This window comes from Asanoa sp. NPDC050611, assembly GCF_040654855.1.
Taxonomy (GTDB): Bacteria; Actinomycetota; Actinomycetes; order Mycobacteriales; family Micromonosporaceae; genus Asanoa.
Window position 1 is genome coordinate 34,624 of record NZ_JBFAIU010000001.1, and the last position, 26,224, is coordinate 60,847.

Here is a 26,224-nt window from a genome sequence, read left to right on the forward strand (position 1 = left end):
CCGTCGCCTCCTTCTGGGGATGTGGCTCTCAGTTGGCTGTGATCAGGGTGCCGATGCGCTCGCCGGCGACGGCCCTCATGATCGTGTCGTCGCCCTCGGCGCCGAACACCAGCATCGGCAAGCCGTTCTCCTCGCAGAGGCTGAACGCGGCCGCGTCCGCGACCCGCAGCCCGCGCCGGAGCACCTCGGCGAACGTGACCGAGTCGAACTTGCTGGCCGTCGGGTCGGTTCGCGGGTCAGCGGTGTAGACGCCGTCGACCCCGTTCTTGCTCATCAACACCACGTCGGCACGGATCTCCAGCGCACGCTGGGCGGCGACGGTGTCGGTGGAGAAGTAAGGCATCCCGGCGCCCGCACCGAAGATCACGACGCGGCCCTTCTCCAGGTGGCGGATGGCTCGCAGCGGGATGTAGGGCTCGGCGACCTGGGCCATCGTGATCGCGCTCTGCACCCGGGTCTCGATGCCCTCCTTCTCCAGGAAGTCCTGGAGGGCCAGGCAGTTCATGACCGTGCCGAGCATGCCCATGTAGTCGGCGCGGGCGCGGTCCATGCCGCGCTTCTGCAACTCGGCGCCGCGGAAGAAGTTGCCACCGCCGACGACGACGGCGACCTGAACGCCACGGCGGACGACGGACGCGATCTGGCGGGCGACGGCCTGCACCACATCGGGGTCGACGCCGACCATGCCGCCGCCGAAGACCTCACCGGACAGCTTGAGTACGACCCGGCGAGGCCTGCCGGGAGGCGGTGCGGTGGGGTCTTCGACTCCCCACGCCGACTCGCCTGCCACGTCCGTCATCCGACCGCCTCTCGTCGCGTGCCGCACCGGCTCGGTCCGGTGCGCTGCCGCCCGCACCGCCTCCGGTGCGGGTCGCTTCGGCACCGGTCCGGTGCCGACTGGAGCGTATTGCCCGCGCGGCCCACCGGCACGACAGCCGGTGGTGCGCCCCCGCCCGGACGGACGGAGGCGCGCAGCCGGCTCAGGCCTGGCCGACCTCGAAGCGGACGAACCGCGTGACGTCGATCCCGGCCTCGTTGACGACCTGCTTGACGGTCTTCTTGTTGTCGGCGACCGAAGCCTGCTCCAGCAGCACGAAGTCCTTGAAGAACGCGTTGGTGCGCCCGTCGACGATCTTCGACAGCGCGGCCTCGGGCTTGCCCTCCTCGCGAGCGGTCTGCTCGGCGATCCGGCGCTCCGACTCGACGACGTCGGCCGGCACCTCGTCGCGGGTGAGGTACTTGGGCCGCATCGCGGCGATCTGCATCGCGACACCGCGCGCGTCGGCGTCAGCGGCCTCGTCGGCCTTGCCGCCGTACTGCACCAGCACGCCCACCGCCGGCGGCAGGTCCTGGCTCTTGCGGTGCAGGTAGACCGCGACCTCGCCGGCGTCGTCGAGCACCGCGAAGCGGTTGAGCACGAGCTTCTCGCCGATCTTGGCCGAGGCCTCCTGGACGGTGTCGGCGACGGTGCGGCCGTCGGCCAGCGTGCTGGCCAGCAGCGCCTCGACGTCGCTGACACCGGACTTCTCGGCGTGCTCGACGAGCTGCTGCGCGAGCGCGATGAAGTCGGCGTTCTTCGCGACGAAGTCGGTCTCGCAGTTCAGCTCGAGCAACGCCCGGCCGGAATGGGCGATCAGACCATTGGCGGCGGTACGCCCGGCGCGCTTGCCGACGTCCTTGGCGCCCTTGATCCGGAGCACCTCGACGGCCTTGTCAAAGTCGCCATCGGCCTCGGTGAGCGCCTTCTTGCTGTCCATCATGCCGGCGCCGGTGAGATCGCGGAGCTTCTTGACGTCCGCGGCGGTGAAGTCAGCCATGACTCTCTCTTTTGATGGTTAGTGGGGGTCGTGGCCGGGCCCGCCCGGTAGGGCGGACCCGGGACCAGCTCATTCCGCGGCGGCCGGGGCCGGCTCGTCGGCCTTCTTCTCGGCACCCTCGAGGAGCTCGCGCTCCCACTCGGCCAGCGGCTCGTCAGCGGCGACCACACCCGGCTCCGGCTTCTCGTCGGTGCCACGCTGCCCGCGGCCGGACCGCGCGATCAGCCCATCAGCGACGGCGGCGGCGACGACCTTGGTCAGCAGCTCGGCGGACCGGATCGCGTCGTCGTTGCCCGGGATCGGGAAGTCGACCTCGTCGGGGTCGCAGTTGGTGTCCAGCACCGCGATGACCGGAATGCCCAGCTTGCGGGCCTCGTCAACCGCGATGTGCTCCTTCTTGGTGTCGACGATCCAGACCGCGGCCGGGACCTTCTGCATGTCGCGCAGGCCGCCCAGGGTGCGGGTCAGCTTGATCTTCTCGCGCGAGAGCTGCAGGGTCTCCTTCTTGGTGTAGCCGGCGGCGGTGCCGCTGAGGTCGCCGAGCGCCTCGAGCTCCTTCATCCGCTGCAGCCGCTTGTAGACCGTCTGGAAGTTGGTGAGCATGCCACCCAGCCAGCGGTGGTTGACGTAGGGCATGCCGACCCGCGACGCCTGCTCGGCGATCGCTTCCTGCGCCTGCTTCTTCGTGCCGACGAACAGCACGCTGCCGCCTTCGGCAACGGTGTTGCGAACGAAGTCGTACGCCTTCTCGATGTAGTCGAGCGTCTGGCGCAGGTCGATGATGTAAATACCGTTACGCTCGGTGAAGATGAAGCGCTTCATCTTCGGGTTCCAGCGCCGGGTCTGGTGCCCGAAGTGGACACCGCTTTCCAGCAGCTGGCGCATGGTCACAACGGCCATGGTGGGGCGCTCCTCGTGTTGTCCCTGGTTGTCACGCCGGCCGGGTGGCCGAACGTCCTGGCGCCCAGTCGCCGGCCATGGTGGGCCCAATCAAGATCGGGACCAGGGGACCGTCGCTCACCTCGAGCCACAAGGACGCGAACGCGAGAAGGGCGCGCGAGGTCGACCGCCCTGCGGCGGTCGCCAAAACCCAAGTGTACGCCGTCTGCCACCACGCACCTTCCCGGCCTCGGTGGGTGCTTCAGCGAGAGCGACCCACGCCGTAATGACCGGTATGTGTGCGTATGTCGGGTGCGGTCGTCCATCGACCGATATGCGAAGCGGTCACTCTAGGTTCCCACGCCTCAGGGCCGTCGGTCACGGCGGTGTGACCGGATCCGGGGGATCCGCGAGCTCCCGATCCAGGCGGGCCAACTTCGTCGCCAGCCTCAGCTGCAGGCCGACGCTGCGGGAAGCCGCGAAGTCCGCGCGGAGCCGGACCCGTTCGGACCTGCGCCGAGCCGCCGCATCGCGAGCCAGCCGCAGACGCTCATTCATCTCGTCCTCGGTCAAGTACGTCATCCCGACCCTTCCCTCCGTCCTGATACGTGTCTTCGCTCGGCCGGGCCACGCACACCAGCTCGATCACGTCGACGATCACCGCCCGCGCGGTCAGCAGCCGAGCGACGATCGCCTGCGACACCTCGCGACGCCGCCCAGCCGGCACCGCCGCCCCCACCGCCCCGCGGCGGCGGCGGGAAACGGCCGACGTCATGGCGGATCGTCCTCGGCGCGGCGGCGCCGCGGCGGTCGCGTAACCGCGTAGCCGCCGCCACCACGGGCAACGACCGACGTCACGTCGTCCTCGGCAGCGCGGCACCGCGACGATCGCGCCACCGCGTAGCCGCCGCCACCACGGGCAACGACCGACGTCACGTCGTCCCCGGCAGCGCGGCACCACCGCGGTCGCGTCAGCGCGTCGTTGCCGCCGCGAGGGGTAACGGCCGCCGTCATGGCGGATCGTCCTCGCCAGCGCGGCGCCGCGGCGCTGGCGTCAGCGCGTAGCCGCCGTCGCGGCGCGTGACGAAACCCAGCGTCTCCAGCATCGTGAGCTTGCGCAGCGCAGTCCGGATATCAACTCCGGCCCGGATCGCCGCCGCATCCGGCGAGATCGCGCCCCGGCGCGGCAGCGACTCCAGCACGAACGTCGCCTCGTCGTCGAGCTGGTCTCGTGGGTGTTCCGGGCCCGACAGCGGCGGCGCCAGGTCGGCGCCGATCCGGCCCACCTCCTCCAGCACGTGGGAGACGTTGGCCACCAACCGCGCCGCGTCGTACTGGCGCAAAATCTCGTGGCACCCCACCGACATCGCCGACGTGACCGGCCCGGGGACGACCATCGCCGGGCGCTGCATGGCGATCGCCCGGCGCATCGTCTGCGTGGCGCCGCTGCGGGCGGCCGCCTCGACCAGGATCGTGCCGCGGGTCGCCGCGGCGATCACCCGGTTGCGGATGAGGAAGCGCGGACGCAGCGGGTCGGCCCCCGGCGGCCATTCGGTGATCAGCAGCCCGGTCTCGGCGATCCGGTCGAACAGGGCCGTATTGGCCACCGGATAAGCCCGCTCGATCCCGCACGCCAGCACCGCGACGGTCAGCCCGCCGGCGGCCAGCGATCCCCGATGGGCCGCGGCGTCGATGCCGAACGCGCCACCCGACACCACGGTCCATTCCCGCTCGGCCAAGCCATAGGCCAGGTCGGTGGCGACGTGCTCCCCGTACTGCGTAGCCGCCCGCGAACCCACGATCGCCACCGACCGGTCGAACGCGTCAGCCAGCGCCCACTCGCCCCGTGCCCAGATGCACAACGGCGGCGCCATCTCCCGGTCGACCCGGCGGTCGCTCGCCGACAGCCGGACCTGCTCGAGCGCGGCCAGTCCCGGCGGCCAGTCGGAGTCCTCCGGCACCACGAGCCGCGCGCCCAGTCGCACGCCCGTGGCCAGCGCCGCCTCGGCCGCCGGGCGGGGATCGCCCGCCGCCAGCCGCGCCGCGACCGCCGCGCGCGCCGTGTCGTCCGGAATCTCGCCGGCCAGGGCCATGGCGAGCGCCTCCCGTGGCCCATGCCGGGCGACCAGCCGGTGCACGGCTCGCGTGCCAGGCTCCGCGAGCAGCGTCAACGCCACCCGGGCCAGCTGGATCTCGGTGTCAGCCATCGAGCCGCCGCCCACCGCCGGTCCGCAGGGCCAGCGCCTCCTCGACGTCATCGCCGTCCGGCCGGTCGCGGCCGTCAAGATCGGCAACTGACCAGGACAGGCGCAACACCCGGTCGAAGCCGCGCGCCGAGAGCGACCCGCTGTCGAGCCGGCGCCGCAGTTGCGCCGTGTCACGCAGCGGAAGCCGCCACGGCGGCTGGCGTAGCTGCGGACCGGGCACCTCGGCGTTGACCCGCCACCGCTGCGCGGACCACCGTGCCGCGGCCGCCGCCCGGGCCTTGGCCACCCGCTCCGCCACCGCGCCCGACGGCTCACCGCCGCGGGTCGTGACGAACAGGTCGGCGGCGGTCACCGGCATCAACTCGATCTGGACGTCGATCCGGTCGAGCAGCGGCCCGGACAGCCGCCCCAGGTAGCGACGCCGGGCCAGCGGCGTGCACTCGCAGCCGGCATCACCCTGCGGTTTCGCGCATGGACAAGGGTTGGCCGCGACCACCAACTGAACCCGGGCCGGGTACTCGGTCGTGCCGCCCGTCCGGCTCAGCAGCACCCGCCCGGACTCCAGCGGCTGCCGCAGAGCCTCCAAGGCCCGCGTCGCCTTCACGCGCCCAACGCTCGCGGTCGGACTCGTCGGGGTCGGGAGGGGGCGGGGACGGCCGGTCCATAGGTGACGGAGGCGCCTAGGCGACCAGGCTCGTGAAGAAGTCGCCGAAGCCCTCGGCGACGTCCATGATGCCGCCACCGATGTTCTTGAAGACATCGGCCGACTCATTAGGACGGAAGGCAATGAAGAAAATGAGGAAGGCGATTCCGCCCCAGGTGAGGATCTTCTTGAGCATTGCGGCCCATCCCCCTCTGCGCGGCGCCGGCAACTTGCCGCGGCAGGACTCAGCGTATCAGTCGTTGCTCTCAGGTTGAATCAACTGCGCACAATCCGCACAAGCGGGAACGGCCCGCTCAGGCCAGCCCATGCAGGTACGGAGAAGGAGCACCGTACACGAGTTCCGGCGGCAACCATTCACATAGGTCGCGCAACACGACGTCCTCTGCGAGGACGTAACCGGCGTGTGCTGGCCAAGCTATGGCATAAAGCCACATTCCGCGCGCCTCGCCGACGTACGCGCTGCGGTCGTCGGCGGCCGGGAGAGACCACAGTGGAGTCGGGTGCCCGTCCACTTTGATCTTGGCGTGCGGGTTCGCCGACTCGCCGGGGGGTGGGTCGGCGCGGGTCAGCTCGGCGACCAGCTCAGGGCCCGGATCAGTGCCGGGCAGGCCGGCGAACCGGTTGCCGAGGCCGACCCCGATCTCCTCGGCGACGATCACCAGGTCGGCCGGGCCGCCGCCCAACGGGGCGGGTCCGCTGCAGGCCAGCGCGGTCGCGCGTACACCCGAATGGTCGTCACCCGCCCAGGCGACCCCGGTCACCATCCAGTCGCGCAGCAGCGGCCAGGTGCACCAGAGCGGCACGGCCCCGCGGCCGGTGGGCGTGCCGGCGGCGATCGTGTTGATCACGCTCTTCGCGATCTCGGCGTTGTTGTGGTCGGCGACGTGCAACGGGGGAACGTCACCGCAGGTGTCGCAGCGCCAGTCGGCGCGCATCAGGTCCGGTGGCCGCACCGGACCACCGCACCGGGGGCAACTCACCGACATGCCCACCCCGATACGGTCCCCGGGGTGTGGGCCGCGAGTCAAGCGTCGCGTCCATCTTCCGGTGGTGGTTCGCCGTACGTCCGAATCCAGGCGTGCATCGCGATGCCGCTGGCCACGCCCGCGTTGATGGACCGGGTCGAGCCGTACTGGGCGATCGAGAAGAGCTGGTCACAGGCGTCCCGCGCGGTGTCGGAGAGGCCGGGGCCCTCCTGGCCGAAGAGCAACACGCACCGCTTCGGCAGAACCACCGTCTCCAGCGGACGCGAGCCGGGCAGGTTGTCGATCCCGATCACGGGGAGGTCCGCGCCGTGCGCCCACGCGACGAAGTCCCCGATCGACGGGTGGTGGCGGACGTGCTGATACCGATCGGTCACCATCGCGCCGCGCCGGTTCCACCGCCGGTTGCCGACGACGTGCACCTCGGCGGCGAGGAACGCGTTGGCGTTGCGTACCACGGTGCCGATGTTGAAGTCGTGCTGCCAGTTCTCGATCGCGACGTGGAAGCCGTGCCGCCGCCGATCGAGATCGGCCACGACCGCCTCGTGCCGCCAGTAGCGGTAGCGGTCGACGACGTTGCGCCGGTCGCCTTCCGCGAGCAGCTCCGGGTCATATCTCGGATCGGTCGGCCACGGACCTTCCCACGGCCCGACCCCGACCTGCGCGTCCACGCCGGCAGACTAAGGGTGCGGCTCGTGCGCCAGCGCGGCACCCCGCCGGGTCAGACCATCCCGAGGGCGTGTCCGAGGTCGGCCAGGAAGCGGCGGTCGCCGGGGCCGAGCTGGCCCACCGCCGGGCCGCGGCCGCCGGTGCAGACGCGGGCGGCGATCGACTGCAGCCATTGCCGGTAGGCGGCGGAGTCGGCCGGATCGGCGCGGTCGTCGAGGATGCGCAGCGCGTCGCGGCACTCGTCGAGCAGGTCGCGGCGTGGGCGGGTGGAGGCGTTCGGCAGCCGTTCGGCGTAGACCGCGGCGACCACCGCGCGGACCAGGTCGCTGTCGAAGGCCCGCCCGGCCGCCATCGCCTCCAGGCCGGCCAACCCGTCCCGGACGTTGCGCCCGGGGCCGCCGGCCCGGGCGGCGGCTCGGGTGGCGGCTTGGGTGGCTCCCACGATGACCCGCCCGGGCAGCCGCACCAGCAGCTCCCACTGATGGGCGGTGAAGACGTCGATCGCGACGTTGGGGAAAGCGTGTGCGGGATATGAGAGCGGATCGCCGGGCGCGGGCTGGCTTGGCATAACGACCTCCCAAGGTCAGCATATGCCGCATTTGGCCCGCTGCGACCAGCCGGTTCTACGGGGTTACGGCGCTGCCGGCTCCGGGAAGCTGGGTCGTTCCGGGTCCCGGCCGTCGGCGCCGGCCGCGTACTCCTGTTTCGGCACCATGACCTTGCGACGGAAGACGCAGACGAGCGTGCCGTCCTGGTTGTAGCCGCGGGTCTCCACCGCGACCACGCCACGGTCGGGCTTCGAGCTGGACTCCCGCTTGTCGAGGACGGTCGTCTCGCCGTAGACGGTGTCGCCGTGGAAGGTGGGCGCGACGTGGCGCAGCGACTCGACCTCGAGGTTGGCGATCGCCTTGCCGCTCACGTCGGCGACCGACATGCCGAGCAGCAGCGAGTAGATGTAGTTGCCGACCACCACGTTGCGCCCGAACTCGGTCGCCGTCTTCGCGTAATGGGCGTCGAGGTGCAGCGGATGATGGTTCATCGTCAGCAGGCAGAAGAGGTGGTCGTCGGCCTCGGTGACCGTCTTGCCCGGCCAGTGCCGGTAGACGTCGCCGACCTCGAACTCTTCGTAGTAGCGCCCGAACCGCATTCCCGCACCTTAACGCCGCGGGGTGCGCATCCGGGTGCGGACGCAATGAGCGGCGGGGCCCTCCCCGGCACCCGCCGCCCACGCTTGTCCCTCTGATTTTGCCGGACCAACCGGTACCGGAAAACCCTTCGGGAAGTGACGGGGGTCACCCGTTATGGTTCTGCAACATTACGTATCGTAAGAGTGATCGACTTTCGAACCGTTCGTCACCCGTGCCGTTTTCCCTTGACCTGGGGGTCGTGCAGGGATACCGGCGGCATGATGGGCCCCGCGGTATGGAAACGCTCCCGTCACCGTACGCGATCAAGATCTTGGTGCTCGTGTGGTCTTGTCCGGGAATGGCGGGGGTACCTCGGTCGTTTAACCCGACGGATGCCTCGGGCGAGGCACGAACGAGTTCCGAACGGAGTGATCCATGGCGACCGTTGAGCTGACCACCGAGAACTTTGACAAGGTCACCGGCGGTGACGGCATCGTTCTCGTCGACTTCTGGGCAAGCTGGTGCGGTCCGTGTCTGCGCTTCGCGCCCGTGTACGACCGGGCCAGCGAGAAGCACGAGGACATCGTGTTCGGCAAGGTCGACACGGAGGACCAGGTCGAGCTGGCCGCCCGCTACGACATCCGCTCCATCCCGACCCTGATGGCGCTCCGCGACGGCGTGATCGTCTTCGCGCAGCCGGGCGCGCTGCCCGAGTCCGCGGTGGAGTCGCTGATCTCCCAGGTCCGTGCGCTGGACATGGACGACGTACGCAAGCAGCTCGCCGAGCACGCAGCCCACGAGCACTGAGTTCAACCCCTTCGAACAGGGCGTCCCGCCTACGCGCGGGGCGCCCTGTTCGCATGTGTGAGCTGGGAGCTTGCAATCTTGCTCGTACACGTGTTCGAATCGGGTAATGCGTTGGGACAACCTGTCGGCTCTCCCCGCCTCGGTCGTCCCTGACCGGGCGGCGCCGGCGACACCACCCCTGCCGCTGGCGCTGCCCGGCGCAGTAGCCCGCACCTTCGACACGCCGGGCTTCGCCGGCATGACCTTCTACGAGGTACGCGCAAAGTCGATCATCAACAAGGTGCCCGGCAACTCGCGGATGGGCTTCGACTGGACGATCAACCCCTATCGGGGCTGCAGTCATGCCTGCACCTACTGCCTGGCCGGTGACACCCCGATCCTGCTGGCCGACGGGCGCACCCGTCCGCTGCGTGACCTGCGGGTGGGAGACCGGATCTACGGGACTGTCCGGTCCGGCACCTATCGGCGCTACGTCGTCACCGAGGTGCTGGCGCACTGGCAGACGACGAAGCCGGCATACCGCGTGACCCTCGCCGACGGCACCGAGCTGGTGGCCAGCGGCGATCACCGGTTCCTCACCGAGCGCGGGTGGAAGCACGTCACGGGTGCGATGGGCGGTGCCGACCAGCGACCGCACCTGACCAGCGGCAACAAGCTGATGGGCGTGGGCCGGTTCGCGCCGGCACCGGCCGACACGGCCGACTACCGGGCAGGCTACCTGTGCGGGATGAGCCGGGGTGACGTGAGCGTCACCGACCGGGAGCCGCTGCACCGCACCGGGCGCTACCTCGCCGAGGCGCCGCCGTCGGTGGCTCGGCTGGCCGCGGCCGGCCGGATCGCGGCCCCGCCGTCCGCCTCCGCCTCCGACGACTGGCGCAAGGGCTTCCTGGCTGGGGTCTTCGACGCTTCGGGCTCGCACGACGGCACGACGCTGCGGATCGGCAGCATCGACCGGGAGACGATCGACGAGGCGGCCTCGGCACTGCGGTCGCTGGGCTTCGACTTCGTGGTGCGGCGGACGGGCGGCGGCGCGCGGGGCTGGTATGTCCGCATCGTCGGCGGCCTGGCGGCCCGGCTGCGCTTCCTCCACCTCACCGACCCGGCGGCGACGTCCAAGCGCTCCATCGAGGGCCTGGCGCTCAAGTCCAACGTGCCGCTGGACGTCGTGAAGGTCGAGCCGTTGGGTGTCGAGCTGCCGCTCTACGACATCACCACGGGCACGGGCGACTTCATCGCCAACGGGGTGGTGAGCCACAACTGCTTCGCCCGCAACACGCACACGTACCTCGACCTGGACCCGGGCCACGACTTCGACAGCAAGATCATCGTGAAGGTCAACGCGGGCGACCTGGTCCGCAAGGAGCTCTCGGCCCGCCGCTGGCGCGGTGAGCACATCGCGATGGGCACCAACGTCGACGTCTACCAGCGGGCCGAGGGCCGCTACCGCCTGATGCCGCAGATCCTGTCGGCGCTGCGCGACTTCGCCAACCCGTTCTCGATCCTGACCAAGGGCACGCTGATCCTCCGCGACCTGCCGTTGCTCCTGGAGGCCGCGTCGGTGACGTCGGTGGGTCTGTCGTTCTCGGTCGGCTTCGTCGACGAGGAGATGTGGCGTCGGGTCGAGCCCGGCACACCGTCGCCACGCCGCCGCCTCGACGCGGTGCGCCGGCTGACGGACGCGGGCTTCTCGGTGGGCGTCCTGGTGGCCCCGATCCTGCCGGGCCTGACGGACACCGAGGAGTCGATCGAGGCGACCGTCGCGGCGGCCGCGGAAGCGGGCGCGGCGGGCGTGACGGGCATCGCCCTGCACCTACGCCCCGGCACCCGGGAGTGGTACGCGAAATGGCTGGGCCGCGAGTTCCCAAACCTGGTGCCACGCTATCGGGCGCTGTACCGCGGTAGCTCGTACCTACCGAAGGAATACCAGCGCGAGATCACGGCCCGAGTCCGCCAAGCAGCGAGGCACCACGGCCTTGACCGCCAGGACAATTTCGAATCGCGGCAGTTGCCCGAGCAACCGCCCGAGCCAGAACAACTGACGCTGCTCTGAATAAACTAGCGAATTGCATATCGCAAATTGCTCAATGGTGGAGCTGAGGGGATTTGAACCCCTGACCCCCTCGATGCGAACGAGGTGCGCTACCGGTCTGCGCCACAGCCCCGCCGCCGGACCGAACAGGTCCAGCGAACCGGCGATAAGGCTAACAGGTACCACCACCGGACAGCGAACCGGCACCCCCGAGCGCGGTCCGATGATCAGCCCGCCGGCGACGGTCGCACTCGCCGCCGGGCGGCGTCCATCACCGGGCTTCCGTCCGGGCCCGCACTCGGCTGTGTTGCTCCGCCAGGGTCTCGTCCGGGCGTTCCCACGCGCAGCCTCGCGTCGTTCGCCATTGAGCGACGCCTGGGGTCCATCGCGGCGCGCACTAGGTCGCGTTTGCGCGGTGGGTCTGGTCCGGGCGGCTCCATGGGCCGGTTGGCCGCGTCGTCGCCGCGGGCGATGTGGCGTGTGTCGTGGTCGTCCTGGGCCGTGTTGGTTCGGCCGGGTCTAGGCCGTTGGCTTCGTAGGCCGGCTGGTGGGGTCGCCGTCGGGCGATGTGTGGCTTTGTCGTGGGTCGCCTTCGGCTTTGTTGGATCGGCCGGGTCTTGGCCGGCGCTTCTGTAGGCCGGCCGGCGGGATCGCCGCCCGGGAGAGGTGCGGCGTGTCCTGGTTCGCTCTGGGCTGTGTTGACTCGGCCGGGTCAGTCGGTCGGATCCGTAGGTCGGCTGCGGGATCGCCGCCCGGGGTGCGGCGTGCGTTCCGCGTCGCCGTGGGCCGTGCTGCTCTCGTCGAGTGTCGGCCGGGCAAATCCTTCGGTCGGTTGGCGGCCTCGCCGTCGGGAGAGGCGTGGCATGCGTTCTGGTCGCGCTTGGCCGTGTTGCGCCCGCAATCTCGCCCAAGCAACCCTTAGGCCCGCTGTCGCTGCCGGGCGAGGCGTGGCGTGCGTCTCGCGTCGCGCTGGGCGGTGTTGCTTCGGCCGGGTCTCGGCTGGCGACCCCACACGTGGCTTGGCGGGTCCGCCACCGACGACGACTGGCCTCCGTCTCGGCTCGCGTTGTTGCTCCGCCGGCCTCGTCTGGGGCGCGGCAGGCTGCCTGGCGGCGTCCACCATCGGGGGGACGCTCGGACTTCGTCTCGGCTCGCGCTTGGTCGTGTTGCTCCGCTTGTCTCGTTCGGGGCGCGGCAGGCTGCCTGGCGGCGTCCACCACAGGGCGACACCCGGACGACGTCTCGACTGGCGCCAGGTCGCGTTGCTCCGCCGGGTCTCGTCCCGCGAACATGTGCCGCGCGGCGGCGTCCGCCACCCGGCGACATCCGTCGCCGTCCGCGCTAGGCCGTGTTGCTTCGCCGCGTCTCGTATGGGCGGCCCCGCAACCCGCCCGCCCGGCGGTAGGAGACCGACCCCGTAGCCGCCGGCGGCAGGTCCGCCGGCCGGTCCAGGCCCATCGCCGCCCGCCGGACCGCCTCGCGTTGTGCGGCCAGGCGGCGCTGCTGCTCCCGCCGGGCCTCGGCCCGCCGGGCCTGCTCCGCCCGGACCTCCGCCTGCCGGGCCGCCAGCCACGCCGCGCGGCGGGCCATCCGCCGGCGCCGGGCTCGCTCCGCCAGCGCCCGGCTGCGCAGGTGCCCCAGGTAGACGAGCAGCAGCGTGCCCGTCACCGCGACGCTCACCCAGAAGCCCGGGCCGACCAGGAAGACCCCGACCAGCTCAACCAGGTTGAGCAGGACCAGGGCCGCGAGGACGCGGCGTCGCCGGTAGACCGCCGTCGGGTGGCGGCGGACCGGGCGGCGGCGGACCTGGCGGGCCATGACGCCCGGTGGCACCGACCGCAGGCGTGGGGAGCGACGGGACGACGGCGGCGCCGATACCGGCGGCGCGGACACGGGTGGCGCCGAGACCGGGACTTCCGGGCGCAGTGGAGGGAGCACCGCGCGGGCGCCGCGGACCGGGCGGCGGCCGGGCACGGTGCGGCGACGGCGTCGGCGTGAGAGCACGCGCGCCGTCGACGACGCCCTCTCCGCTACCAATCGCTCGGTGGCGTCGTACCGGCGGACCAGGGCCGGCGCCAGAGCGAGCAGCCCGGCCGCGGCGAGGACGGCGAGGAGCACCGATGTCGGCACCCTCACCCCTCCCGTCTTACGAGTGACAACCCGATCATGCGGATTGATGAGGTTGCCGTGCGTTCGTAATTCGAGGTTACGGGCGGCTACCGAACAATGTGGCGCAACGCGCCGACCTACTCAAGATCAGGATGCTGCGGCGCGGACGCGGTGCCAGCGGGCGAGCAGCCCGCCTTCGGCCGCGACCTCCTCGCTGGTCATCGCGTATCCGATGTGGTCACGCCAGGCACCGTCGATGTGCATGTAGCGCGGGTGGTACGCCTCTTCGCGGAAACCCAGTTTCTCCACGACGCGCCGGGAGGGCTTGTTCTCCGGGCGGATGTTGACCTCGATGCGGTGCAGGCCGCCGTGCCGGAACGCGTGGTCGACCACCAGCGCCAGCGCTGTCGGGGTCACGCCGCGACCCGCGACCCGGCCGTCGACCCAGTAGCCCACATAGGCCGAACAGAACGCGCGACGGACCACATTGCCCAGGTTGATGTGGCCGACGAACCGGTCCTCGAGGCAGATCGCGAACGGCATGCTCTCGCCCCGCCGCGCGGACTTGCGCTGGTCGCGGTGCACGAACCGGTAGGCCGCGATCGAGTTGAGCTCGTTCCAGTCACCCGGCGCCGACGGCTCCCACGGCGCCAGCCACGCCCGGTTCGCCCGGCGCACCTCCGACCACGCCGCCGCGTCCGAGCGGCGGTAGGGGCGCAGCACGACCGGCCCGTCGCGCAGGACGGCGGGCCAGCCCGGAGCGGCGCCGAACGGCGTCACTTGCGTCTGTCCAGCAACAGCACATCCACTGTGGAGCCCGCTGCCGCGGCCGTCACCCGCTCGCCGAGCACGACCAGGCCGTTGGCCTCCATCAGACCTGACAGGGTGTACGGGCCACCGTGCAGCGGCTGCACCGTGTAGCCACCGCCGCGGCGTTCGGCGACGTGGGCCGGGCGGAACTCGCGCAGGCCGGCCGGCGAGGTCACGGTGTCGAGCAGATGCGCCCGCACGCTGGGCCGGAACACCGGCTCGGCACCGGACAGCAACTGGATCGCCGGGCGCGCCAGGACCTCGAAGCCGATCAATGCGGCGCCGGGGTCACCGGGCAGGCAGACCACGGGCACCTCCTCCGCACCGACCGTGCCGAATCCGAGCGTGGTGCCAGGGTAGAGGGCGACCTCCGTGAATGCCACGGGTCCGGCGCGGCCACCGTCGCGGCGGGACAGGATGCGCCGCACCATGTCGCCCGGGCCGGTGCCCGTGCCGCCGGTGGTCAGGATCAGGTCGGCCCGCAGCGTCTGGTCCTCCAGCAGCGCGCGCAGCCCCTCGGGGTCGTCGTCGCAGATGCCGACGCGGTACGCCAGGGCGCCGACCTCCGCCGCCGCGGCCGCCAGCGCGTGCGAGTTGGCGTCGACCACCTGGCCCGGCTGGCTGCCCCGGCCGACCTCGACCAGCTCGTCGCCGGTGGCGATGATGACCACGCGCGGGCTGGACCGGACGACCACGTGCCCGATGCCGGTGGCCGCGAACGCCGCGACGAGCGCGGGCGTGATCGTGGAGCCCGCGCGGGCCAGCACCGAGCCCGCGGCGAGCTCGTCGCCGGCGCGGCGCAGGCCGGAGCCGCGCTTCGGCGGCTGGAAGATCTCGACCGCCGCCATGCCCTGGTCGGTCCAGCTGATCGGGACGACGACGTCGGCGCCGCCGGGCAGCGGGGCGCCCGCCGCGACCGAGAAGCAGGTCGACGGGGTCAGGCGGACCGGCCGCCAGCTCGACGCCGACAGGTCGCCGATCACGTTGAGCCGCACCGGGGCGCCACGGCCCGCGGTGCACACGTCCTCCCAGCGAGCCGCGTAGCCGTCGATCGAGGCCAGGTCGAACGCCGGGAACGGGTGGGGCGCGAGGACGTCCTGCGCCAGCGTGTTGCCGTACGCCTGGGTGAGCTCGAGGTCGAGCGGCGGCAGCGCCCGCAGCCGTCGCAGCGCGCTGCCGAGATAGTCGGCCAGCGAGGTCAGCTCTCTGGCGGCCACCTCCGCGTCGGCTGTTTGTGTCATGAGCCGACTCCTCCCGCTTGTACGAACTCTTCGAGCCAGGACCGGAATGCCGGGCCCAGGTCCTCACGCTGGCATGCGATCTGCACGACGGCCTGCAAATAGCCCAGCGGCATGCCCGTGTCGTAGCGGGTGCCGCGGTAGACGATGCCGTGGACCGGGGTGCCCTCGTCGAGCAACGTCTGCATCGCGTCGGTGAGCTGGATCTCGCCGCCGCTGCCGGGCTTGGTGTGCCGGAGCGTCTCGAAGATCTTGCCGGGCAGCACGTAGCGGCCGAGCACGGCGAGGTTGCTCGGCGCCTCCTCCGGCGTCGGCTTCTCGACGAGGCCCGTCACCCGCACCACCTCGGCGCCGGGCACCAGACCCTCCTCGGCCGGTGCGACCGACGCGATGCCGTAGCGCTTGACCTCCTCGCGCGGCACCTCCAGGAACGCCAGCACGATGCCGCCGGTCTGGGCCTGCAGGTCGAGCATCGCCGGCAGCAGCGGCTCGGACTCGTCGACGAACTCGTCACCGAGCAGCACCGCGAACGGCTCTGCGCCGACGTGTGAGTCACCCATGCCGACCGCGTGCCCGAGGCCGAGCGGCTCGCCCTGCCGGCAGGTGTAGATCTCGGCCAGCTCGGCGGGCCGGCGCACGGCCGCGAGCCGCTCCGCGTCGCCCTTCTCCTCGAGCCGGCTCTCCAGATAGGGCTGGCGGTCGAAGTGGTCGACCATGGAGGTCTTGCCGCGGCCGGTCACCAACAGGATGTCGGTGATGCCCGCGGCGGCCGCCTCCTCGACGATGTACTGCAGGACCGGCCGGTCCACGACGGGCAACAGCTCTTTGGGTACGGCCTTCGTCGCGGGCAGGAACCGGGTGGCGAGACCGGCGGCGGGAATGACCGCCTTGACCGCGCGCCGGCGCGGAGCGGTCGAAGGGGATGGCGGTCGTGAGGTCGCTGGCTCGTCCGACATTCCGCGAGACTATCCGCCCCTCGTCTGTCGCGGTGGCTGCGTCCCGCTTGACGCGCCGCCAGCAGGTCGGATCGGCTTCGAACCGCCGGCCTGCGACTGTTCCGCCGGACGGCGCAGATCAAGACCTGAACCCCCCGCCCGAGGCTGGTTGTCGGCCGGTGTCACGGCGGCCGCGGCGACCGGGATCTCGGCCATCACCGGCTCACCGCCGGGCGCCACCCGGAAGCCGTCGCGGCCGGCCGCCTTCGCGGCGTAGAGCGCGTCGTCGGCCGCGTCGAGCACGGCTTGCGCCGTGGCCGCGTGGCTCGGGAACACCGCGATTCCAATGGAGACCGTCACCGCGATGCCGTCCGCGTCGTCGAGGTCGAACGTCTCGTCGCGGACCGCGGAGCCCAGCCGGCGCGCGACGATGGCGGCGCCTTCGGCGTCGGTCTCCGGCAGCAGCACGACGAACTCCTCGCCGCCCTGCCGGAACGCCAGGTCGACCTCGCGCACCACGCCGCGGATCCGGCGGGCGAACTCGACCAGCACCGCGTCGCCGGCGGCGTGCCCGTGCGTGTCGTTGACCTCCTTGAACCGGTCGAGGTCGAGGGCGAGCACCGCGAGCATGCGGCCGAACCGGCTGGCCCGCTCGACCTCACGCCGGATCGACTCCCGCAGGTATCGGTAGTTCCACAGCCCGGTGAGCGGGTCCGTCAGGGAGAGCCGCTGTGCCTCCTGGTGCACGCGTACGTTGTCGACGGCGACCGCGGCCTGGCCGGCGAAGGTCCGCAAGGTGATGACGTCGGCGTCGTCGAACTCGTCGTTGCCCAGCCGGTCGTAGAGCGCGAGCACGCCCGACGCCGTCGGCGGCTCGAGCGGCTGCACACCCGGCACCGGCTCGGTCGGCGGCCCGGCGACGTTGAACGGCACGGCGACGTACGTCCGGCAGGCCGGCTCGAACGGCGACAGCGGCGGCCCGTCGCGCTCCACCCGGCCGCGGCGCGGCACCCCGGTCGCGGCGACCCCGCCGAGGAGCCCGGCGCCGAGCGGCACCCGGCCGGCCGCCTCGACGCCGAGCCCGCACTGGCCGACCAGCGTGCCGGTGGCCGCGTCGAGCAGCAGCACCACCCCGCCGCTGGCGCCGGTCGCCGCCCGGGCCGTCTCCAGGATCACCTCGAGGATCCGCGGCAGGTCGTGGGTGCTGGACAGGGTGTCGCCCAGCACGGCCAGGTGCCCGCGGAGCTGGTCCCGGCTGGTGGTCAGCGCCCGCACGTACGCCTGTGTCTCCCGGGTCATCCGGTTGAACGCGACCGACAGCCGCCCGACCTCGTCCTGCCCGCGCACCGGCACCCGGGCCGCCAGGTCTCCACCGGCGGCCCGGTCGGCCGCGCCCGCGAGTTCGGCCAGCGGCCGGGTGGTCGACCGGGCCAGCCACCAGGCGGCACAGACCGCGAACAGGGCGGCGAGCACGACGGCGCAGACGAGCAGCGCGTAGAGGCCCTGGAGCTGGCCGGTCGGCACCGACAGCACGAGGGGGAGCGGCTGGCCCGGCGCCGGTGCGACCCGTCGGACCACCCGGCCGTCGGTCGTCTCGCCGAGCGCGTCACCGCTCATCCCGGCGGCGGCCGCGAGCACCGCCGGCAGTGTGCCCGGCGACTCGGTGCTGTGCACGGCGACCGGCGGGGAGCCGCCGAGCAGGGTGACCGCGGTGCCGGTCGCGCCGGCGAGCCGGCCGACGGTGGTGGCGTCGAGGTCGTGGGTGGCCCAGACCGAGCCGAGCGGCGCGCCGGCCGCGTCGCGGGCCTCGATCCGGACGGCCAGGCCGACGAACGGGCCCGGCTCCGCGGTGGGTTGCGCGCAGTCCGCCCACGGGCGTTCCGGGGACCCGGGAGTGCGCAGGGTGGGTACGCCGTCCGCGCGCTCGACCACGACGCCGGAGGCGAGCCCGCGGGCCACCACCTGGCTGGCCACGTCGGTCTGCCGGACCGGGTCCGTGGTGACGGCGACCGCGTCGGCCGCGGCCTGGAGCTGCTGGCAGAGGGAGCTGACCGAGCTGCGCACCGCGGTGGCCGCGACGCCCAGCCGGTCGGCGGCCCGGTCCCGGCCGACCGCGGCGACCGTCCCACCGACGAACATGGCGCCGAGCAGCACCGGTCCCAACACGACGGCGAGGAACGCGGCGGTCAGCCGCCCGCGCAGCGTCACAACTCCCCCTTCAGCCTGCAATGCTCGGCAGCGGTGTGTCCGTCGAGGGTCTAACCGGCTGAGGGTCGGGAGTGTTGCGTGCCGGATTTATCGCATAGTGGGTCGACGAAGGCTGACATGCGGGCAGCGGTGCTCGCGGAACGCCGGTCGCTGACCCCGCAGACGTTGGCGGCGAACGCCGCGGCATTGACCGCGGTGCTCACCGAGCTGGTTCGGGCGGGGACGCCGCGGGTGGTCTGCGCATACGTGCCGGTCGGCAGCGAGCCGGGCGGTGCCGAGCTGGCGGCGGCGCTGTGGGAGGCGCTGCCGGGGCCGGCCGAGCTGCTGTTGCCCGTGCTCCGGCCCGACAACGACCTGGACTGGGCCCGCTACGCGGGCACGCTGGTGCCGGCGGGGCGTGGGCTGCGGGAGCCGCCCGGCGAGCGGCTGGGAGTCGGCGCCGTGGCCGGCGCCGAGCTGATCGTGGCGCCGGCGCTGGCCGTCGACCGGAGGGGGATGCGGCTCGGGCGGGGCGGCGGCTCGTACGACCGGGCGCTGGCCCGGGTGCCCGCCGGTGTGCCGGTGGTCGCGCTGCTGCACGACGGGGAGCTGGTCGACCGGGTGCCGGAGGCGGCACACGACCAGCGCGTGACCGGGGTGATCACCCCGGCGACCGGTCTGACGAGGCTCTAGGAGGAAGCGGAAGGCGTCGTGCTCGCGGCCTTGGCCGGCTCGGCCTTCGGCTTGGACTCGGTCTTCGACTCGGTCTTGGTCTCGGTCTTCGCCTCGGACTTGACCTTGGTGTCGCCGCCCGTGGCGCCGTTGCGCGAGTCGGTGCGGTAGAAGCCGGAGCCCTTGAAGACGACGCCGACGGAGTTGAAGACCTTACGCAGGCGACCCTCGCACTCCGGGCACACGGTCAGCGGCTCGTCGGCGAACGACTGGACCGCCTCGAGGTTGTGTCCGCACTCGGTGCAGGCGTACTGGTAGGTCGGCACGGCTTCCTCCGGATCTTGCGAGTCTTGGCACTCAGCCTATCCGAGTGCTAATAGTGCGGCATCGGACGCGGCTTCGTCCAGCGACAACATCAACCCCAGTGCGGGGGCCGGTCTTCCCAGAGGCGATCGTCGTTGGTGTCGGATCGCTCACCCCAGCCCCGGTCGGTGTCGTCCGACGTCTGCTCGGGGAGGACGGACTCGTCGCCGCTGAGGTCGACGGGACGGTCGTCATCTGCTGCGACGGGCGGTTCCACGCGGTTCACGCACGCAGCGTACCCGCGCGTTCGGTAGCGTCGTTCGGCGTGACGTACGACGACGCCTCCTGGCAGCGTCCCGGACCGGGCAGCGAACCGCCCGCACCGGAGCGCACCGGGGAGGCCGTGCCCCCGACGGGCTACGCGGGTCCGCCGCCCACGCAGCAGCCGCCGGCAGGGTGGCGGCCGCCCACCTATCTGCAGCCGCCACCACCCCGCCAGCTCGCGCCGCAGGACATCGACAAGATCGAGGCGCAGGAGAAGGACGCCCGGACGCTCACCTACGGCGTCGGCCTGGTCGCCGCCGCCGTGATGGTCGTGCTGTCCTGCCTGCTCTGCTCGCGGGTGCTCTTCTAGTTCCAGCTAGGGGACGGCGCCTTCCCAGACGGCGTGTGCGCCGCTGTCGCCGGTGAGGAAGACGTAGATCGCGGTCACGACGGCCAGCGCGATGACCACGACGCTGAGCGCCAGGGTGACCCCGATCGGGAAGTGCGGCGCCCGCCGGCTGCCGCTCGTGATGAACAGCATGAGCAACGTCACGACGCCCAGGGCGAGCGTGAACCACCAGGTCTTGTCGCCGTAGCTCTGGTGCTGGTTGACCTTGTCGAGGATCTCCTGGGAGAAGCCGGCGGCGACCAGGCGGTCGCGCAGGTTCTCGCCGGACGCCTTGGCGAACCAGGCGGCGATGGGGGAGATCACCGCGAGGGCCAGGACCGCCCACCCGATCTTGCCGCGGAAGCGCGGGACCACCGCGTACACGACCGCGCCGAGGCACAGCAGGGGGATGAACACCACGGCCGCGTGGATGATCAGGGGATGGGCCGGTATGCCCAGAATGTTGTTCAGCATGCGGCCTCCTGAGGATTGCGATGTCAGCGTACGGCGCTGAACAGTCCTTACGAACGGGACACGTGAGGCGGACGCGCTTCGGTTCATCGCTTGATCGAAATGCGGCTGAACTCGTCGTATCTTGAACGTTTCCAGGTTGCGTGCTTCCATTGCGGCATGTCGGAGTCGGCGGAGGAGCGTGGCGCGGGCCTGCTGCGATCCCGTGGCATGCGGGTGACGCGGCCGCGGCTCGCCGTGCTCGACGTGTTGGCCGGCGGCGGTCACCTCGAGGTCGACGAGATCGCCACGGCGGTGCGCGCGCGGCTCGACTCGGTGTCCACGCAGGCGGTGTACGACGTCCTCGGCGCGCTCTCCCGGGCCGGCCTGGCCCGGCGGATCGAGCCGGCCGGCAGCCCGGCGCGGTTCGAGGCGCGCACCGGCGACAACCACCACCACGTGGTCTGCCGGGCCTGCGGCGCGATCGACGACGTCGACTGCGTGCACGGTTCGGCACCCTGCCTCGACCCGACCGGCACACACGGCTTCGTGGTCGACGAGGCCGAAGTGACGTTCTGGGGCCTTTGCCCGGCATGCCTCGCCCGCAAGGCCGACGACTGAAAGCTCCCGTGGCAGGCTTGGCCACATGGCGGATCTGGGGTTGTTCGGGCCTGGCACGGTGACCTGGCGGGTGCACGCCGAGCCCATCCTGTTCGTCGGCGGACTGCGGTCGCTCTACCTGCAGGCACTGCATCCCCGGGCGATGGCCGGGGTGGCGCAGAACTCGCACTACAAGGCCGACCCGTGGGGCCGGCTGGTGCGCACCTCGATCTACGTCGCGACCGCCGTGTACGGAACCACCGCCGAGGCGCAGGAGGCCGGCCGCCGGCTGCGCGCGCTGCACGCCCGGATGACCGCGCGGGACCCGTTCACCGGCGAGGTGTTCCGGATCGACGAGCCGGAGCTGCTGCGCTGGGTGCACGTCGCCGAGGTCGAGTCGTTCATCACGACCGCCCGCCAGGCCGGGGTGCCGCTGACGGACGCCGAGGTCGACACGTACTACGACGAGCAGCGCCGGGTCGCCGCGCTGGCGGGCCTGGACCCGGCGTCCGTGCCCGGGTCGGCGGCCGAGGTCGAGGCCTACTACGAGGCGATGCAGCCGCAGCTGCGGGTGACCCGCGACTCGGCCGAGGCCCTGGTCTTCCTCACGGCGCCGCCGGTGCCGTGGAAGCTCAACCCCGCGGTGCGGCTCGGCCTCGAGCTGGGCGGGCCGCGGCTGCTCTACCTCGGCGTCGCCTCGACCGCCCTCGGCCTGCTGCCGACCTGGGCGCGGCGCCTGTACGGCGGGTTCGGCCTGCCGGTCGAGGGTTTCACCGCGGGCCTGTCGGTGCGCGCCCTGCGGGCGACCTTGGCGGCGCTGCCCCGCCGCTACGTGGAGGGCCCGATCTACAAGGGCGCGATGGCCCGCGCCGCCGCGGCCGCGCGCTAGACGTAGGCCGCGGCCAGCTCCGTCAGCTCTGGGTCGGCGCGACCGGCGATCACCCGGACCGTGCCCGCGACGATGTCGGCGACCTGGACCCTGGGGTCGTCGTTGGAGTCGACCAGCGTGAACCCGACCAGGTCGGGCGCGGCGGCCGTCAGCCAGGCGACCCGCGCCGGGGTGAGCGTGCTCTGGAAGTCGTGGGTGATCCGCACCCGCCCCCAGTGGCCGACCGTGTGCACGATCGCGGGCGCCAGCAGGTCGACGGGCGCGAACGCCGGCGGATCGCTGCGGCGGCGCTCGAGAAAATCGTCGGCCCGGGCGCGGCTCTTGGCGAGCAGGGCCAGCGTCTCGTCGGCAGCCGGCGGGACGCCGGTGCGGCGCAGGTCGTCGATCGACCAGAACAGCGCGTCGGCGGCGGTCGGGTCGAGGGGCTCCCGGGTGCGCAGCAGGGCGTTGCCCGCCACCAGGAAGCGGCGCCAGCGCGGCTCGTCGGTGACCGGCAGGGTCGCGGCCCGCTCGGGTGCGTCGATCAGCTGGCCGAGCACCTGGCGCAGCAGGAACCGCGGCTTGTCGACGAGCAGGACGTGGGCCCGGCCGTGCACCGGGCCGTCCGGGCCGAGCAACCAGACCAGGACGGCGCGGTGCTTCTCACGGAGGAGATGGTTGGCCTTGTACTCGGTGGCCGGCGAGCGGATCCGTGCCCGCAGCTCGGCCATGCAGTCGGCGGCGGCCTCCCAGGTCAGGTGGACGCTGCCGTGCGCGAAGACCGTGGTCGGGGACGAGACGAGCTGCTGGCCCTCATAGCCGGACTCGTCGCAGGCGATGTCGAGGGGTTCCGCCGCCACCCGGCCACCCTCCCACGGTTGGGTCAACCGGTGACAGCGTTTTTCCTGGCCTGCCGCCGAGCCAGCAACGTGGCGAAGATGATCAATGCGATGACGCCCGGCCCACAGTGGACGGCCAGCACCCCGGCGAGGCTGGGCCCACCCCAGTCGGCCTGATACGTCGAGGGGTCGTTGAAGTCGATGACGAACGGCTCGACCGCCGCCCGCCCGATCAGATAGATCCCCAACCCGATCCCGATAACCGCCAGCACCTTCTTCATGCCCTCCAGCCTGGTCGGACGGGCCGCGCTGCTCCATCCGGCCAGCCGCCCGACCGTGGTGCGGTTAGCCGCACCAGAGATGGGTATCAACGTCCGCGGCGAAGGCGGTGGGCCCATGATCGGGATTCGGATGGTCGTCACGACGGTGGCGGGGCTGGCGCTGGTCGCCACCTCCGCGGTGCCGGCGGTCGCCGCCACGGCGGCGCCCGGCGCCCCCGGGGTCGACGAACAGTTCCTGCCGGCCGACAAGTCCGGCTTCGGCACGTCGACCACGCTGGGCAGCAAGGTCTGGCTGACCGTGCAGAAGGAGGGCGGGCTCGGGGAGCTCTACTACCCGGACCTCAGCACGCCGAGCGCGCGCACGCTCGACTTCGTCGTCGCCGACGGGCGCGGGCACGCCGTCCGGGCCAAGGCGGCCAGGACCGTCCAGACCGACCCGCGCAGCCTGTCGTACCGCCAGGTGTTCGACGGGCACGGCTGGCGGCTCACCGCCGACTACACCACCGACCCGGCCCGGGCCAGCGTGCTCGTGGACGTGCGGTTCACGGCGTCGCGTTCGCACGCGCTCTACGCGGTCTACGACCCGGCGCTGTCCAACTCCCGCGGCGACGACACGGGCCGCACCGTCGACCGGACCCTGGTCGCCAGCGACGCGACGAGCGCGAGCGCGTTCGCCGCCGACCCGCCGTTCACGGCCACGTCCAACGGCTTCCGCGGCACCAGCGACGGCTGGACCGACCTCCTCGCCGACGGCCGGCTCGACGGCCGCTACGACGAGGCCGGCGCCGGCAACCTCGTGCAGACCGCGAACACCGGGTTGACCGGGTCACACGGGCGGCAGCACGCGACCCTGGCGATCTCCTTCGGCGGCAACCCGAGCGCGGCGGGCGCGACGGCGGACGCCTCCCTGCGCGCCGGATACGGCCGCGCCGCGGCGGCGTACGCCCGGGGCTGGCACGACTACCTGCGCGCGGGCAAGCGCACCCCCGACTCGTTGCGGGGCCGCGACCAGCGGACCCTCTACGACGTCTCCGTCATGGTGCTCGCCGCCAGCGAGGACAAGACCCACCGCGGCGCGTACGTCGCCTCGCCGTCGATGCCGTGGATCTGGGGAAAGGACGACCCGTCCGGCCCGTACCACCTGGTGTGGTCGCGTGACCTCTACCAGATCGCGACCGCGCTGATCGCGGCCGGCGACACCGCCGGCGCCAACCGGTCGCTCGACTACCTCTTCGACGTGCAGCAGAAGCCGGACGGCTCGTTCCCGCAGAACTCGCGGGTCGACGGCACCCCGGTGTGGACCGGCCTGCAGCTCGACGAGGTCGCCCTGCCGATCGTGCTCGCGCACCAGCTGGGCCGCACGGACCGGTGGTCGCAGGTCAAGAAGGCGGCGGACTTCCTGCTCTCCTTCGAACAGGACGGCAACCGGGCGCCGTGGTCACCGCAGGACCGCTGGGAGAACCAGTCGGGCTACTCGCCCGCGACGATCGCCGCCGAGATCGCCGGCCTGGTCTGCGCCGCCGACATGGCGAAGGCCAACGGCGACAGCGCGTCGGCCGCGCGCTATCTGGCAACGGCGGACGACTGGCAGGCCCGGGTCAAGTCGTGGACGGTCACCACGACCGGCCCGTACTCCGCGGGCCCCTACTTCCTGCGGCTCACCAAGGACGGCAACCCGAACGCGGGCACGACCTACACCATCGGCGACAGTGGCCCGGCAGACGTCGACCAGCGGCGGGTCGTCGACCCCAGCTTCCTCGACCTCGTGCGCCTCGGTGTGCTCCCGCCCGACGACCCGGCGGTGGTCAACACCCTCGGCGTGATCGACGCGCAGCTCAAGACCGGGCGTTACTACCACCGCGCCTCGTTCGACGGGTACGGCGAGAAGGTCGACGGGAGCCAGTGGGAGTTCGGGCTCCCCGACGGCTCCCGGATCACCCGAGGCCGGGCGTGGCCGCTGCTCAACGGCGAGCGCGGTGAGTACCAGATCGCCGCAGGGCAGGTCGGCGCCGCCCGCCGGCAGATCGACGCCATGGCGGACGCGGCCGGCCCGGGCGCGATGCTGCCGGAGCAGGTCTGGGACGACCAGCCGCCGGCCGGCACCGCGGGCTTCAAACCGGGCACGCCGACGTTCTCGGCGACGCCCCTGGCCTGGACGCACGCGGGCTACCTCCGCCTGGCGGCGAACGTGGCGGCCGGCCGGGTGCTGGAGCAGCCGGCGATCGTGGCCGAGCGTTACGCGAGCCCGGCGCAGACCGTGCGGAGGTAGCGGAGACCGTTGGTGGCCAGGGCATCCTGGGATTCGGCGAACGGGCGCCAGATCGACGCGGCCACCGCGATCGACTCGTTCTCGCCCGTGAACGACTCGATGCAGATCGGGCCCCGGTAGCCGGTGTCCGCCAGCGCACGCAGCCAGCGCGGCCAGTCGATGTGGTCGTCGCCGGGCGCGCCGCGGTCGCTGCCGCTCACCTGCACGTGCACCAGGCGCGGGCCGGCGGCGGTCACCGCCGCGTACGGGTCGGACTCCTCGATGTTCATGTGGTAGCTGTCGAGCATGATGCCGACGCTGCGCGGCAGCCCGTCGATCGCCTCCAGCGTCTGCGCCACCGTGTTGACCACCGACGTCTCGTAGCGGTTGAGCGCCTCCAGGCCGATCCGGACCCCGCGCGTGCCGGCGTAGTCGGCCACGGGCGCGAGCGCGGCCCGCAACGACGCGTAGCAGGCCGCCCGTTCCGCCGGCAGCATCCGCCAGACCCGGCCGACCGAGGCGTACGCCGGGCCGCAGACGCTGGGCGCGCCCAGGACCACCGCCGCGTCCACAAGGGAGCATAGGTAGTCCTGGGTCGCGCGTACCGTCGCCCGATCGGTGTTGACCAGGTCACGGCCCGGCGGCGTGACCGAGAGAACCGCGGCGGCGGTCAGGCCGTGGTCGGCCAGCAGGTCGCGCGTGCGCGGCGCCGACCAGTCGCCGGGGTTCTCCACCGGGATCTCGATCGCGTCGAAGCCCCAGGCGGCGATGCGTGGCACGAGCGTCGCCAGCGCGTCGTCGGTGACCGGGGACGTCCAGATCCAGGGGTTGGCACCGATCTCGAACACGG

General features: G+C 72.2%; 28 protein-coding genes, 1 tRNA gene and 1 pseudogene. 7 read left to right on the top strand and 23 right to left on the bottom strand.

Annotation, left to right across the window (positions count from 1 at the left end; translation table 11 throughout):
• Window positions 1-28: 28 nt before the first annotated feature.
• The 11 genes and pseudogenes from pyrH to AB0H87_RS00205 all read right to left on the bottom strand — a co-directional run bounded on the left by pyrH (window position 29) and on the right by AB0H87_RS00205 (window position 8,366).
• Window positions 29-799 carry a UMP kinase gene (pyrH, locus tag AB0H87_RS00155; protein WP_360136984.1) on the bottom strand — a complete coding sequence of 257 codons (771 nt, stop codon included), beginning with the start codon at window positions 797-799 and terminating at the stop codon, window positions 29-31.
• A 181-nt stretch (window positions 800-980) separates the two neighbouring features.
• A complete protein-coding gene (gene tsf / locus AB0H87_RS00160) occupies window positions 981-1,817 on the bottom strand; it encodes a translation elongation factor Ts (RefSeq protein WP_360136987.1) in 837 nt (278 codons plus the stop codon).
• Between the two features lie 69 nt (window positions 1,818-1,886).
• Complete coding sequence (gene rpsB / locus AB0H87_RS00165; protein ID WP_360136990.1) at window positions 1,887-2,717, bottom strand: 30S ribosomal protein S2; 831 nt, start codon at window positions 2,715-2,717, stop codon at window positions 1,887-1,889.
• Window positions 2,718-3,246: 529 nt separating this feature from the next.
• The gene (locus AB0H87_RS00170) at window positions 3,247-3,471 is read right to left on the bottom strand and encodes a hypothetical protein (protein ID WP_360136993.1); all 225 of its coding nucleotides are present in this window, start codon (window positions 3,469-3,471) and stop codon (window positions 3,247-3,249) included.
• A 235-nt stretch (window positions 3,472-3,706) separates the two neighbouring features.
• Window positions 3,707-4,903: a DNA-processing protein DprA gene (dprA, locus tag AB0H87_RS00175; protein WP_360136996.1), complete on the bottom strand. Its 1,197-nt coding sequence runs from the start codon at window positions 4,901-4,903 to the stop codon at window positions 3,707-3,709.
• Window positions 4,896-5,489, bottom strand: a pseudogene (locus AB0H87_RS00180) (ATP-binding protein); the annotation flags it as partial. The pseudogene AB0H87_RS00180 and the gene dprA, both read right to left, overlap by 8 nt.
• 94 nt (window positions 5,490-5,583) lie before the next feature.
• Window positions 5,584-5,742 (bottom strand): hypothetical protein, encoded by a 159-nt coding sequence (locus AB0H87_RS00185; protein ID WP_170215836.1) that lies wholly within the window; start codon window positions 5,740-5,742, stop codon window positions 5,584-5,586.
• Between the two features lie 118 nt (window positions 5,743-5,860).
• Window positions 5,861-6,553 carry a DUF6758 family protein gene (locus AB0H87_RS00190; RefSeq protein ID WP_360137000.1) on the bottom strand — a complete coding sequence of 231 codons (693 nt, stop codon included), beginning with the start codon at window positions 6,551-6,553 and terminating at the stop codon, window positions 5,861-5,863.
• 38 nt (window positions 6,554-6,591) lie between these two features.
• The gene (locus tag AB0H87_RS00195; RefSeq protein ID WP_360137003.1) at window positions 6,592-7,221 is read right to left on the bottom strand and encodes an RNA methyltransferase; all 630 of its coding nucleotides are present in this window, start codon (window positions 7,219-7,221) and stop codon (window positions 6,592-6,594) included.
• 50 nt (window positions 7,222-7,271) lie between these two features.
• Window positions 7,272-7,787, bottom strand: a complete 516-nt coding sequence (locus AB0H87_RS00200; protein ID WP_360137006.1) for a hypothetical protein — start codon at window positions 7,785-7,787, stop codon at window positions 7,272-7,274.
• 63 nt (window positions 7,788-7,850) lie between these two features.
• Entirely contained in the window at window positions 7,851-8,366 is a 516-nt protein-coding gene (locus tag AB0H87_RS00205; RefSeq protein ID WP_360137009.1) for a MaoC family dehydratase, read from the bottom strand.
• Between the two features lie 415 nt (window positions 8,367-8,781).
• On the opposite strand from AB0H87_RS00205, the gene trxA reads away from it, so the two are divergent.
• Together trxA and AB0H87_RS00215 are read left to right on the top strand one after the other, a co-directional pair.
• Complete coding sequence (trxA, locus tag AB0H87_RS00210) at window positions 8,782-9,153, top strand: thioredoxin (protein WP_360137012.1); 372 nt, start codon at window positions 8,782-8,784, stop codon at window positions 9,151-9,153.
• A 106-nt stretch (window positions 9,154-9,259) separates the two neighbouring features.
• Window positions 9,260-11,203, top strand: coding sequence for an intein-containing Rv2578c family radical SAM protein (locus AB0H87_RS00215; RefSeq protein WP_360137015.1), 1,944 nt, complete (start codon window positions 9,260-9,262; stop codon window positions 11,201-11,203).
• 35 nt (window positions 11,204-11,238) lie between these two features.
• On the opposite strand, the gene AB0H87_RS00220 is transcribed toward AB0H87_RS00215, so the two are convergent.
• The 6 genes from AB0H87_RS00220 to AB0H87_RS00245 all read right to left on the bottom strand — a co-directional run bounded on the left by AB0H87_RS00220 (window position 11,239) and on the right by AB0H87_RS00245 (window position 18,482).
• Window positions 11,239-11,315: transfer RNA gene (locus AB0H87_RS00220), tRNA-Ala, on the bottom strand.
• 1,208 nt (window positions 11,316-12,523) lie between these two features.
• Complete coding sequence (locus AB0H87_RS00225) at window positions 12,524-13,318, bottom strand: hypothetical protein (RefSeq protein ID WP_360137018.1); 795 nt, start codon at window positions 13,316-13,318, stop codon at window positions 12,524-12,526.
• 120 nt (window positions 13,319-13,438) lie between these two features.
• The gene (locus AB0H87_RS00230; RefSeq protein WP_360137021.1) at window positions 13,439-14,071 is read right to left on the bottom strand and encodes a GNAT family protein; all 633 of its coding nucleotides are present in this window, start codon (window positions 14,069-14,071) and stop codon (window positions 13,439-13,441) included.
• Window positions 14,068-15,342: a gephyrin-like molybdotransferase Glp gene (glp, locus tag AB0H87_RS00235; RefSeq protein ID WP_360137024.1), complete on the bottom strand. Its 1,275-nt coding sequence runs from the start codon at window positions 15,340-15,342 to the stop codon at window positions 14,068-14,070. The genes AB0H87_RS00230 and glp overlap by 4 nt, the downstream gene beginning before the upstream one ends.
• The gene (locus AB0H87_RS00240; protein WP_360137027.1) at window positions 15,339-16,295 is read right to left on the bottom strand and encodes a UTP--glucose-1-phosphate uridylyltransferase; all 957 of its coding nucleotides are present in this window, start codon (window positions 16,293-16,295) and stop codon (window positions 15,339-15,341) included. The genes glp and AB0H87_RS00240 overlap by 4 nt, the downstream gene beginning before the upstream one ends.
• A gap of 9 nt (window positions 16,296-16,304) precedes the next feature.
• Window positions 16,305-18,482: a diguanylate cyclase gene (locus tag AB0H87_RS00245; RefSeq protein WP_360137030.1), complete on the bottom strand. Its 2,178-nt coding sequence runs from the start codon at window positions 18,480-18,482 to the stop codon at window positions 16,305-16,307.
• Between the two features lie 117 nt (window positions 18,483-18,599).
• Between AB0H87_RS00245 and AB0H87_RS00250 the strand changes: the two genes are divergently transcribed.
• On the top strand, window positions 18,600-19,154 hold the full coding sequence (locus AB0H87_RS00250; protein WP_360137033.1) for a 5-formyltetrahydrofolate cyclo-ligase: 555 nt from the start codon (window positions 18,600-18,602) through the stop codon (window positions 19,152-19,154).
• On the opposite strand, the gene AB0H87_RS00255 is transcribed toward AB0H87_RS00250, so the two are convergent.
• Both AB0H87_RS00255 and AB0H87_RS00260 read right to left on the bottom strand, forming a co-directional pair.
• Window positions 19,151-19,459, bottom strand: coding sequence for an FmdB family zinc ribbon protein (locus AB0H87_RS00255; RefSeq protein ID WP_360137036.1), 309 nt, complete (start codon window positions 19,457-19,459; stop codon window positions 19,151-19,153). The genes AB0H87_RS00250 and AB0H87_RS00255 overlap by 4 nt on opposite strands.
• An 89-nt stretch (window positions 19,460-19,548) precedes the next feature.
• Window positions 19,549-19,722, bottom strand: coding sequence for a hypothetical protein (locus AB0H87_RS00260; RefSeq protein WP_360137039.1), 174 nt, complete (start codon window positions 19,720-19,722; stop codon window positions 19,549-19,551).
• A gap of 39 nt (window positions 19,723-19,761) precedes the next feature.
• Here AB0H87_RS00260 and AB0H87_RS00265 point away from each other — a divergent pair, with 39 nt between their 5' ends.
• Entirely contained in the window at window positions 19,762-20,070 is a 309-nt protein-coding gene (locus tag AB0H87_RS00265; protein ID WP_360137042.1) for a translation initiation factor 2, read from the top strand.
• A gap of 6 nt (window positions 20,071-20,076) precedes the next feature.
• On the opposite strand, the gene AB0H87_RS00270 is transcribed toward AB0H87_RS00265, so the two are convergent.
• Entirely contained in the window at window positions 20,077-20,562 is a 486-nt protein-coding gene (locus tag AB0H87_RS00270) for a DUF2231 domain-containing protein (protein WP_360137045.1), read from the bottom strand.
• A gap of 156 nt (window positions 20,563-20,718) precedes the next feature.
• Here AB0H87_RS00270 and AB0H87_RS00275 point away from each other — a divergent pair, with 156 nt between their 5' ends.
• Window positions 20,719-21,159: a Fur family transcriptional regulator gene (locus AB0H87_RS00275; protein WP_360137049.1), complete on the top strand. Its 441-nt coding sequence runs from the start codon at window positions 20,719-20,721 to the stop codon at window positions 21,157-21,159.
• Window positions 21,160-21,184: 25 nt separating this feature from the next.
• Window positions 21,185-22,027, top strand: coding sequence for an oxygenase MpaB family protein (locus tag AB0H87_RS00280; protein ID WP_360137052.1), 843 nt, complete (start codon window positions 21,185-21,187; stop codon window positions 22,025-22,027).
• Here the strand turns inward: AB0H87_RS00280 and AB0H87_RS00285 are convergent.
• Window positions 22,024-22,866, bottom strand: a complete 843-nt coding sequence (locus AB0H87_RS00285) for a hypothetical protein (RefSeq protein WP_360137056.1) — start codon at window positions 22,864-22,866, stop codon at window positions 22,024-22,026. The genes AB0H87_RS00280 and AB0H87_RS00285 overlap by 4 nt on opposite strands.
• A gap of 23 nt (window positions 22,867-22,889) precedes the next feature.
• On the bottom strand, window positions 22,890-23,126 hold the full coding sequence (locus AB0H87_RS00290) for a hypothetical protein (protein ID WP_360137059.1): 237 nt from the start codon (window positions 23,124-23,126) through the stop codon (window positions 22,890-22,892).
• 115 nt (window positions 23,127-23,241) lie between these two features.
• On the opposite strand from AB0H87_RS00290, the gene AB0H87_RS00295 reads away from it, so the two are divergent.
• Window positions 23,242-25,395 carry a glycoside hydrolase family 15 protein gene (locus AB0H87_RS00295; protein WP_360137062.1) on the top strand — a complete coding sequence of 718 codons (2,154 nt, stop codon included), beginning with the start codon at window positions 23,242-23,244 and terminating at the stop codon, window positions 25,393-25,395.
• On the opposite strand, the gene AB0H87_RS00300 is transcribed toward AB0H87_RS00295, so the two are convergent.
• On the bottom strand, window positions 25,362-26,222 hold the full coding sequence (locus AB0H87_RS00300) for a sugar phosphate isomerase/epimerase family protein (protein WP_360137065.1): 861 nt from the start codon (window positions 26,220-26,222) through the stop codon (window positions 25,362-25,364). The two genes, AB0H87_RS00295 and AB0H87_RS00300, sit on opposite strands and share 34 nt — an antisense overlap.
• Between the last annotated feature and the right edge of the window lie 2 nt (window positions 26,223-26,224).

Excerpts from the sequence above, each read along its gene's own strand:
- pyrH (WP_360136984.1), bottom strand. The coding sequence starts at position 799 with ATGACGGACGTGGCAGGCGAGTCGGCGTGGGGAGTCGAAGACCCCACC.
- tsf (WP_360136987.1), bottom strand. The coding sequence starts at position 1,817 with ATGGCTGACTTCACCGCCGCGGACGTCAAGAAGCTCCGCGATCTCACC.
- rpsB (WP_360136990.1), bottom strand. The coding sequence starts at position 2,717 with ATGGCCGTTGTGACCATGCGCCAGCTGCTGGAAAGCGGTGTCCACTTC.
- AB0H87_RS00170 (WP_360136993.1), bottom strand. The coding sequence starts at position 3,471 with ATGACGTCGGCCGTTTCCCGCCGCCGCCGCGGGGCGGTGGGGGCGGCG.
- dprA (WP_360136996.1), bottom strand. The coding sequence starts at position 4,903 with ATGGCTGACACCGAGATCCAGCTGGCCCGGGTGGCGTTGACGCTGCTC.
- AB0H87_RS00185 (WP_170215836.1), bottom strand. The coding sequence starts at position 5,742 with ATGCTCAAGAAGATCCTCACCTGGGGCGGAATCGCCTTCCTCATTTTC.
- AB0H87_RS00190 (WP_360137000.1), bottom strand. The coding sequence starts at position 6,553 with ATGTCGGTGAGTTGCCCCCGGTGCGGTGGTCCGGTGCGGCCACCGGAC.
- AB0H87_RS00200 (WP_360137006.1), bottom strand. The coding sequence starts at position 7,787 with ATGCCAAGCCAGCCCGCGCCCGGCGATCCGCTCTCATATCCCGCACAC.
- AB0H87_RS00205 (WP_360137009.1), bottom strand. The coding sequence starts at position 8,366 with ATGCGGTTCGGGCGCTACTACGAAGAGTTCGAGGTCGGCGACGTCTAC.
- trxA (WP_360137012.1), top strand. The coding sequence starts at position 8,782 with ATGGCGACCGTTGAGCTGACCACCGAGAACTTTGACAAGGTCACCGGC.
- AB0H87_RS00215 (WP_360137015.1), top strand. The coding sequence starts at position 9,260 with ATGCGTTGGGACAACCTGTCGGCTCTCCCCGCCTCGGTCGTCCCTGAC.
- glp (WP_360137024.1), bottom strand. The coding sequence starts at position 15,342 with ATGACACAAACAGCCGACGCGGAGGTGGCCGCCAGAGAGCTGACCTCG.
- AB0H87_RS00240 (WP_360137027.1), bottom strand. The coding sequence starts at position 16,295 with ATGTCGGACGAGCCAGCGACCTCACGACCGCCATCCCCTTCGACCGCT.
- AB0H87_RS00250 (WP_360137033.1), top strand. The coding sequence starts at position 18,600 with ATGCGGGCAGCGGTGCTCGCGGAACGCCGGTCGCTGACCCCGCAGACG.
- AB0H87_RS00270 (WP_360137045.1), bottom strand. The coding sequence starts at position 20,562 with ATGCTGAACAACATTCTGGGCATACCGGCCCATCCCCTGATCATCCAC.
- AB0H87_RS00275 (WP_360137049.1), top strand. The coding sequence starts at position 20,719 with ATGTCGGAGTCGGCGGAGGAGCGTGGCGCGGGCCTGCTGCGATCCCGT.
- AB0H87_RS00280 (WP_360137052.1), top strand. The coding sequence starts at position 21,185 with ATGGCGGATCTGGGGTTGTTCGGGCCTGGCACGGTGACCTGGCGGGTG.
- AB0H87_RS00290 (WP_360137059.1), bottom strand. The coding sequence starts at position 23,126 with ATGAAGAAGGTGCTGGCGGTTATCGGGATCGGGTTGGGGATCTATCTG.
- AB0H87_RS00295 (WP_360137062.1), top strand. The coding sequence starts at position 23,242 with ATGATCGGGATTCGGATGGTCGTCACGACGGTGGCGGGGCTGGCGCTG.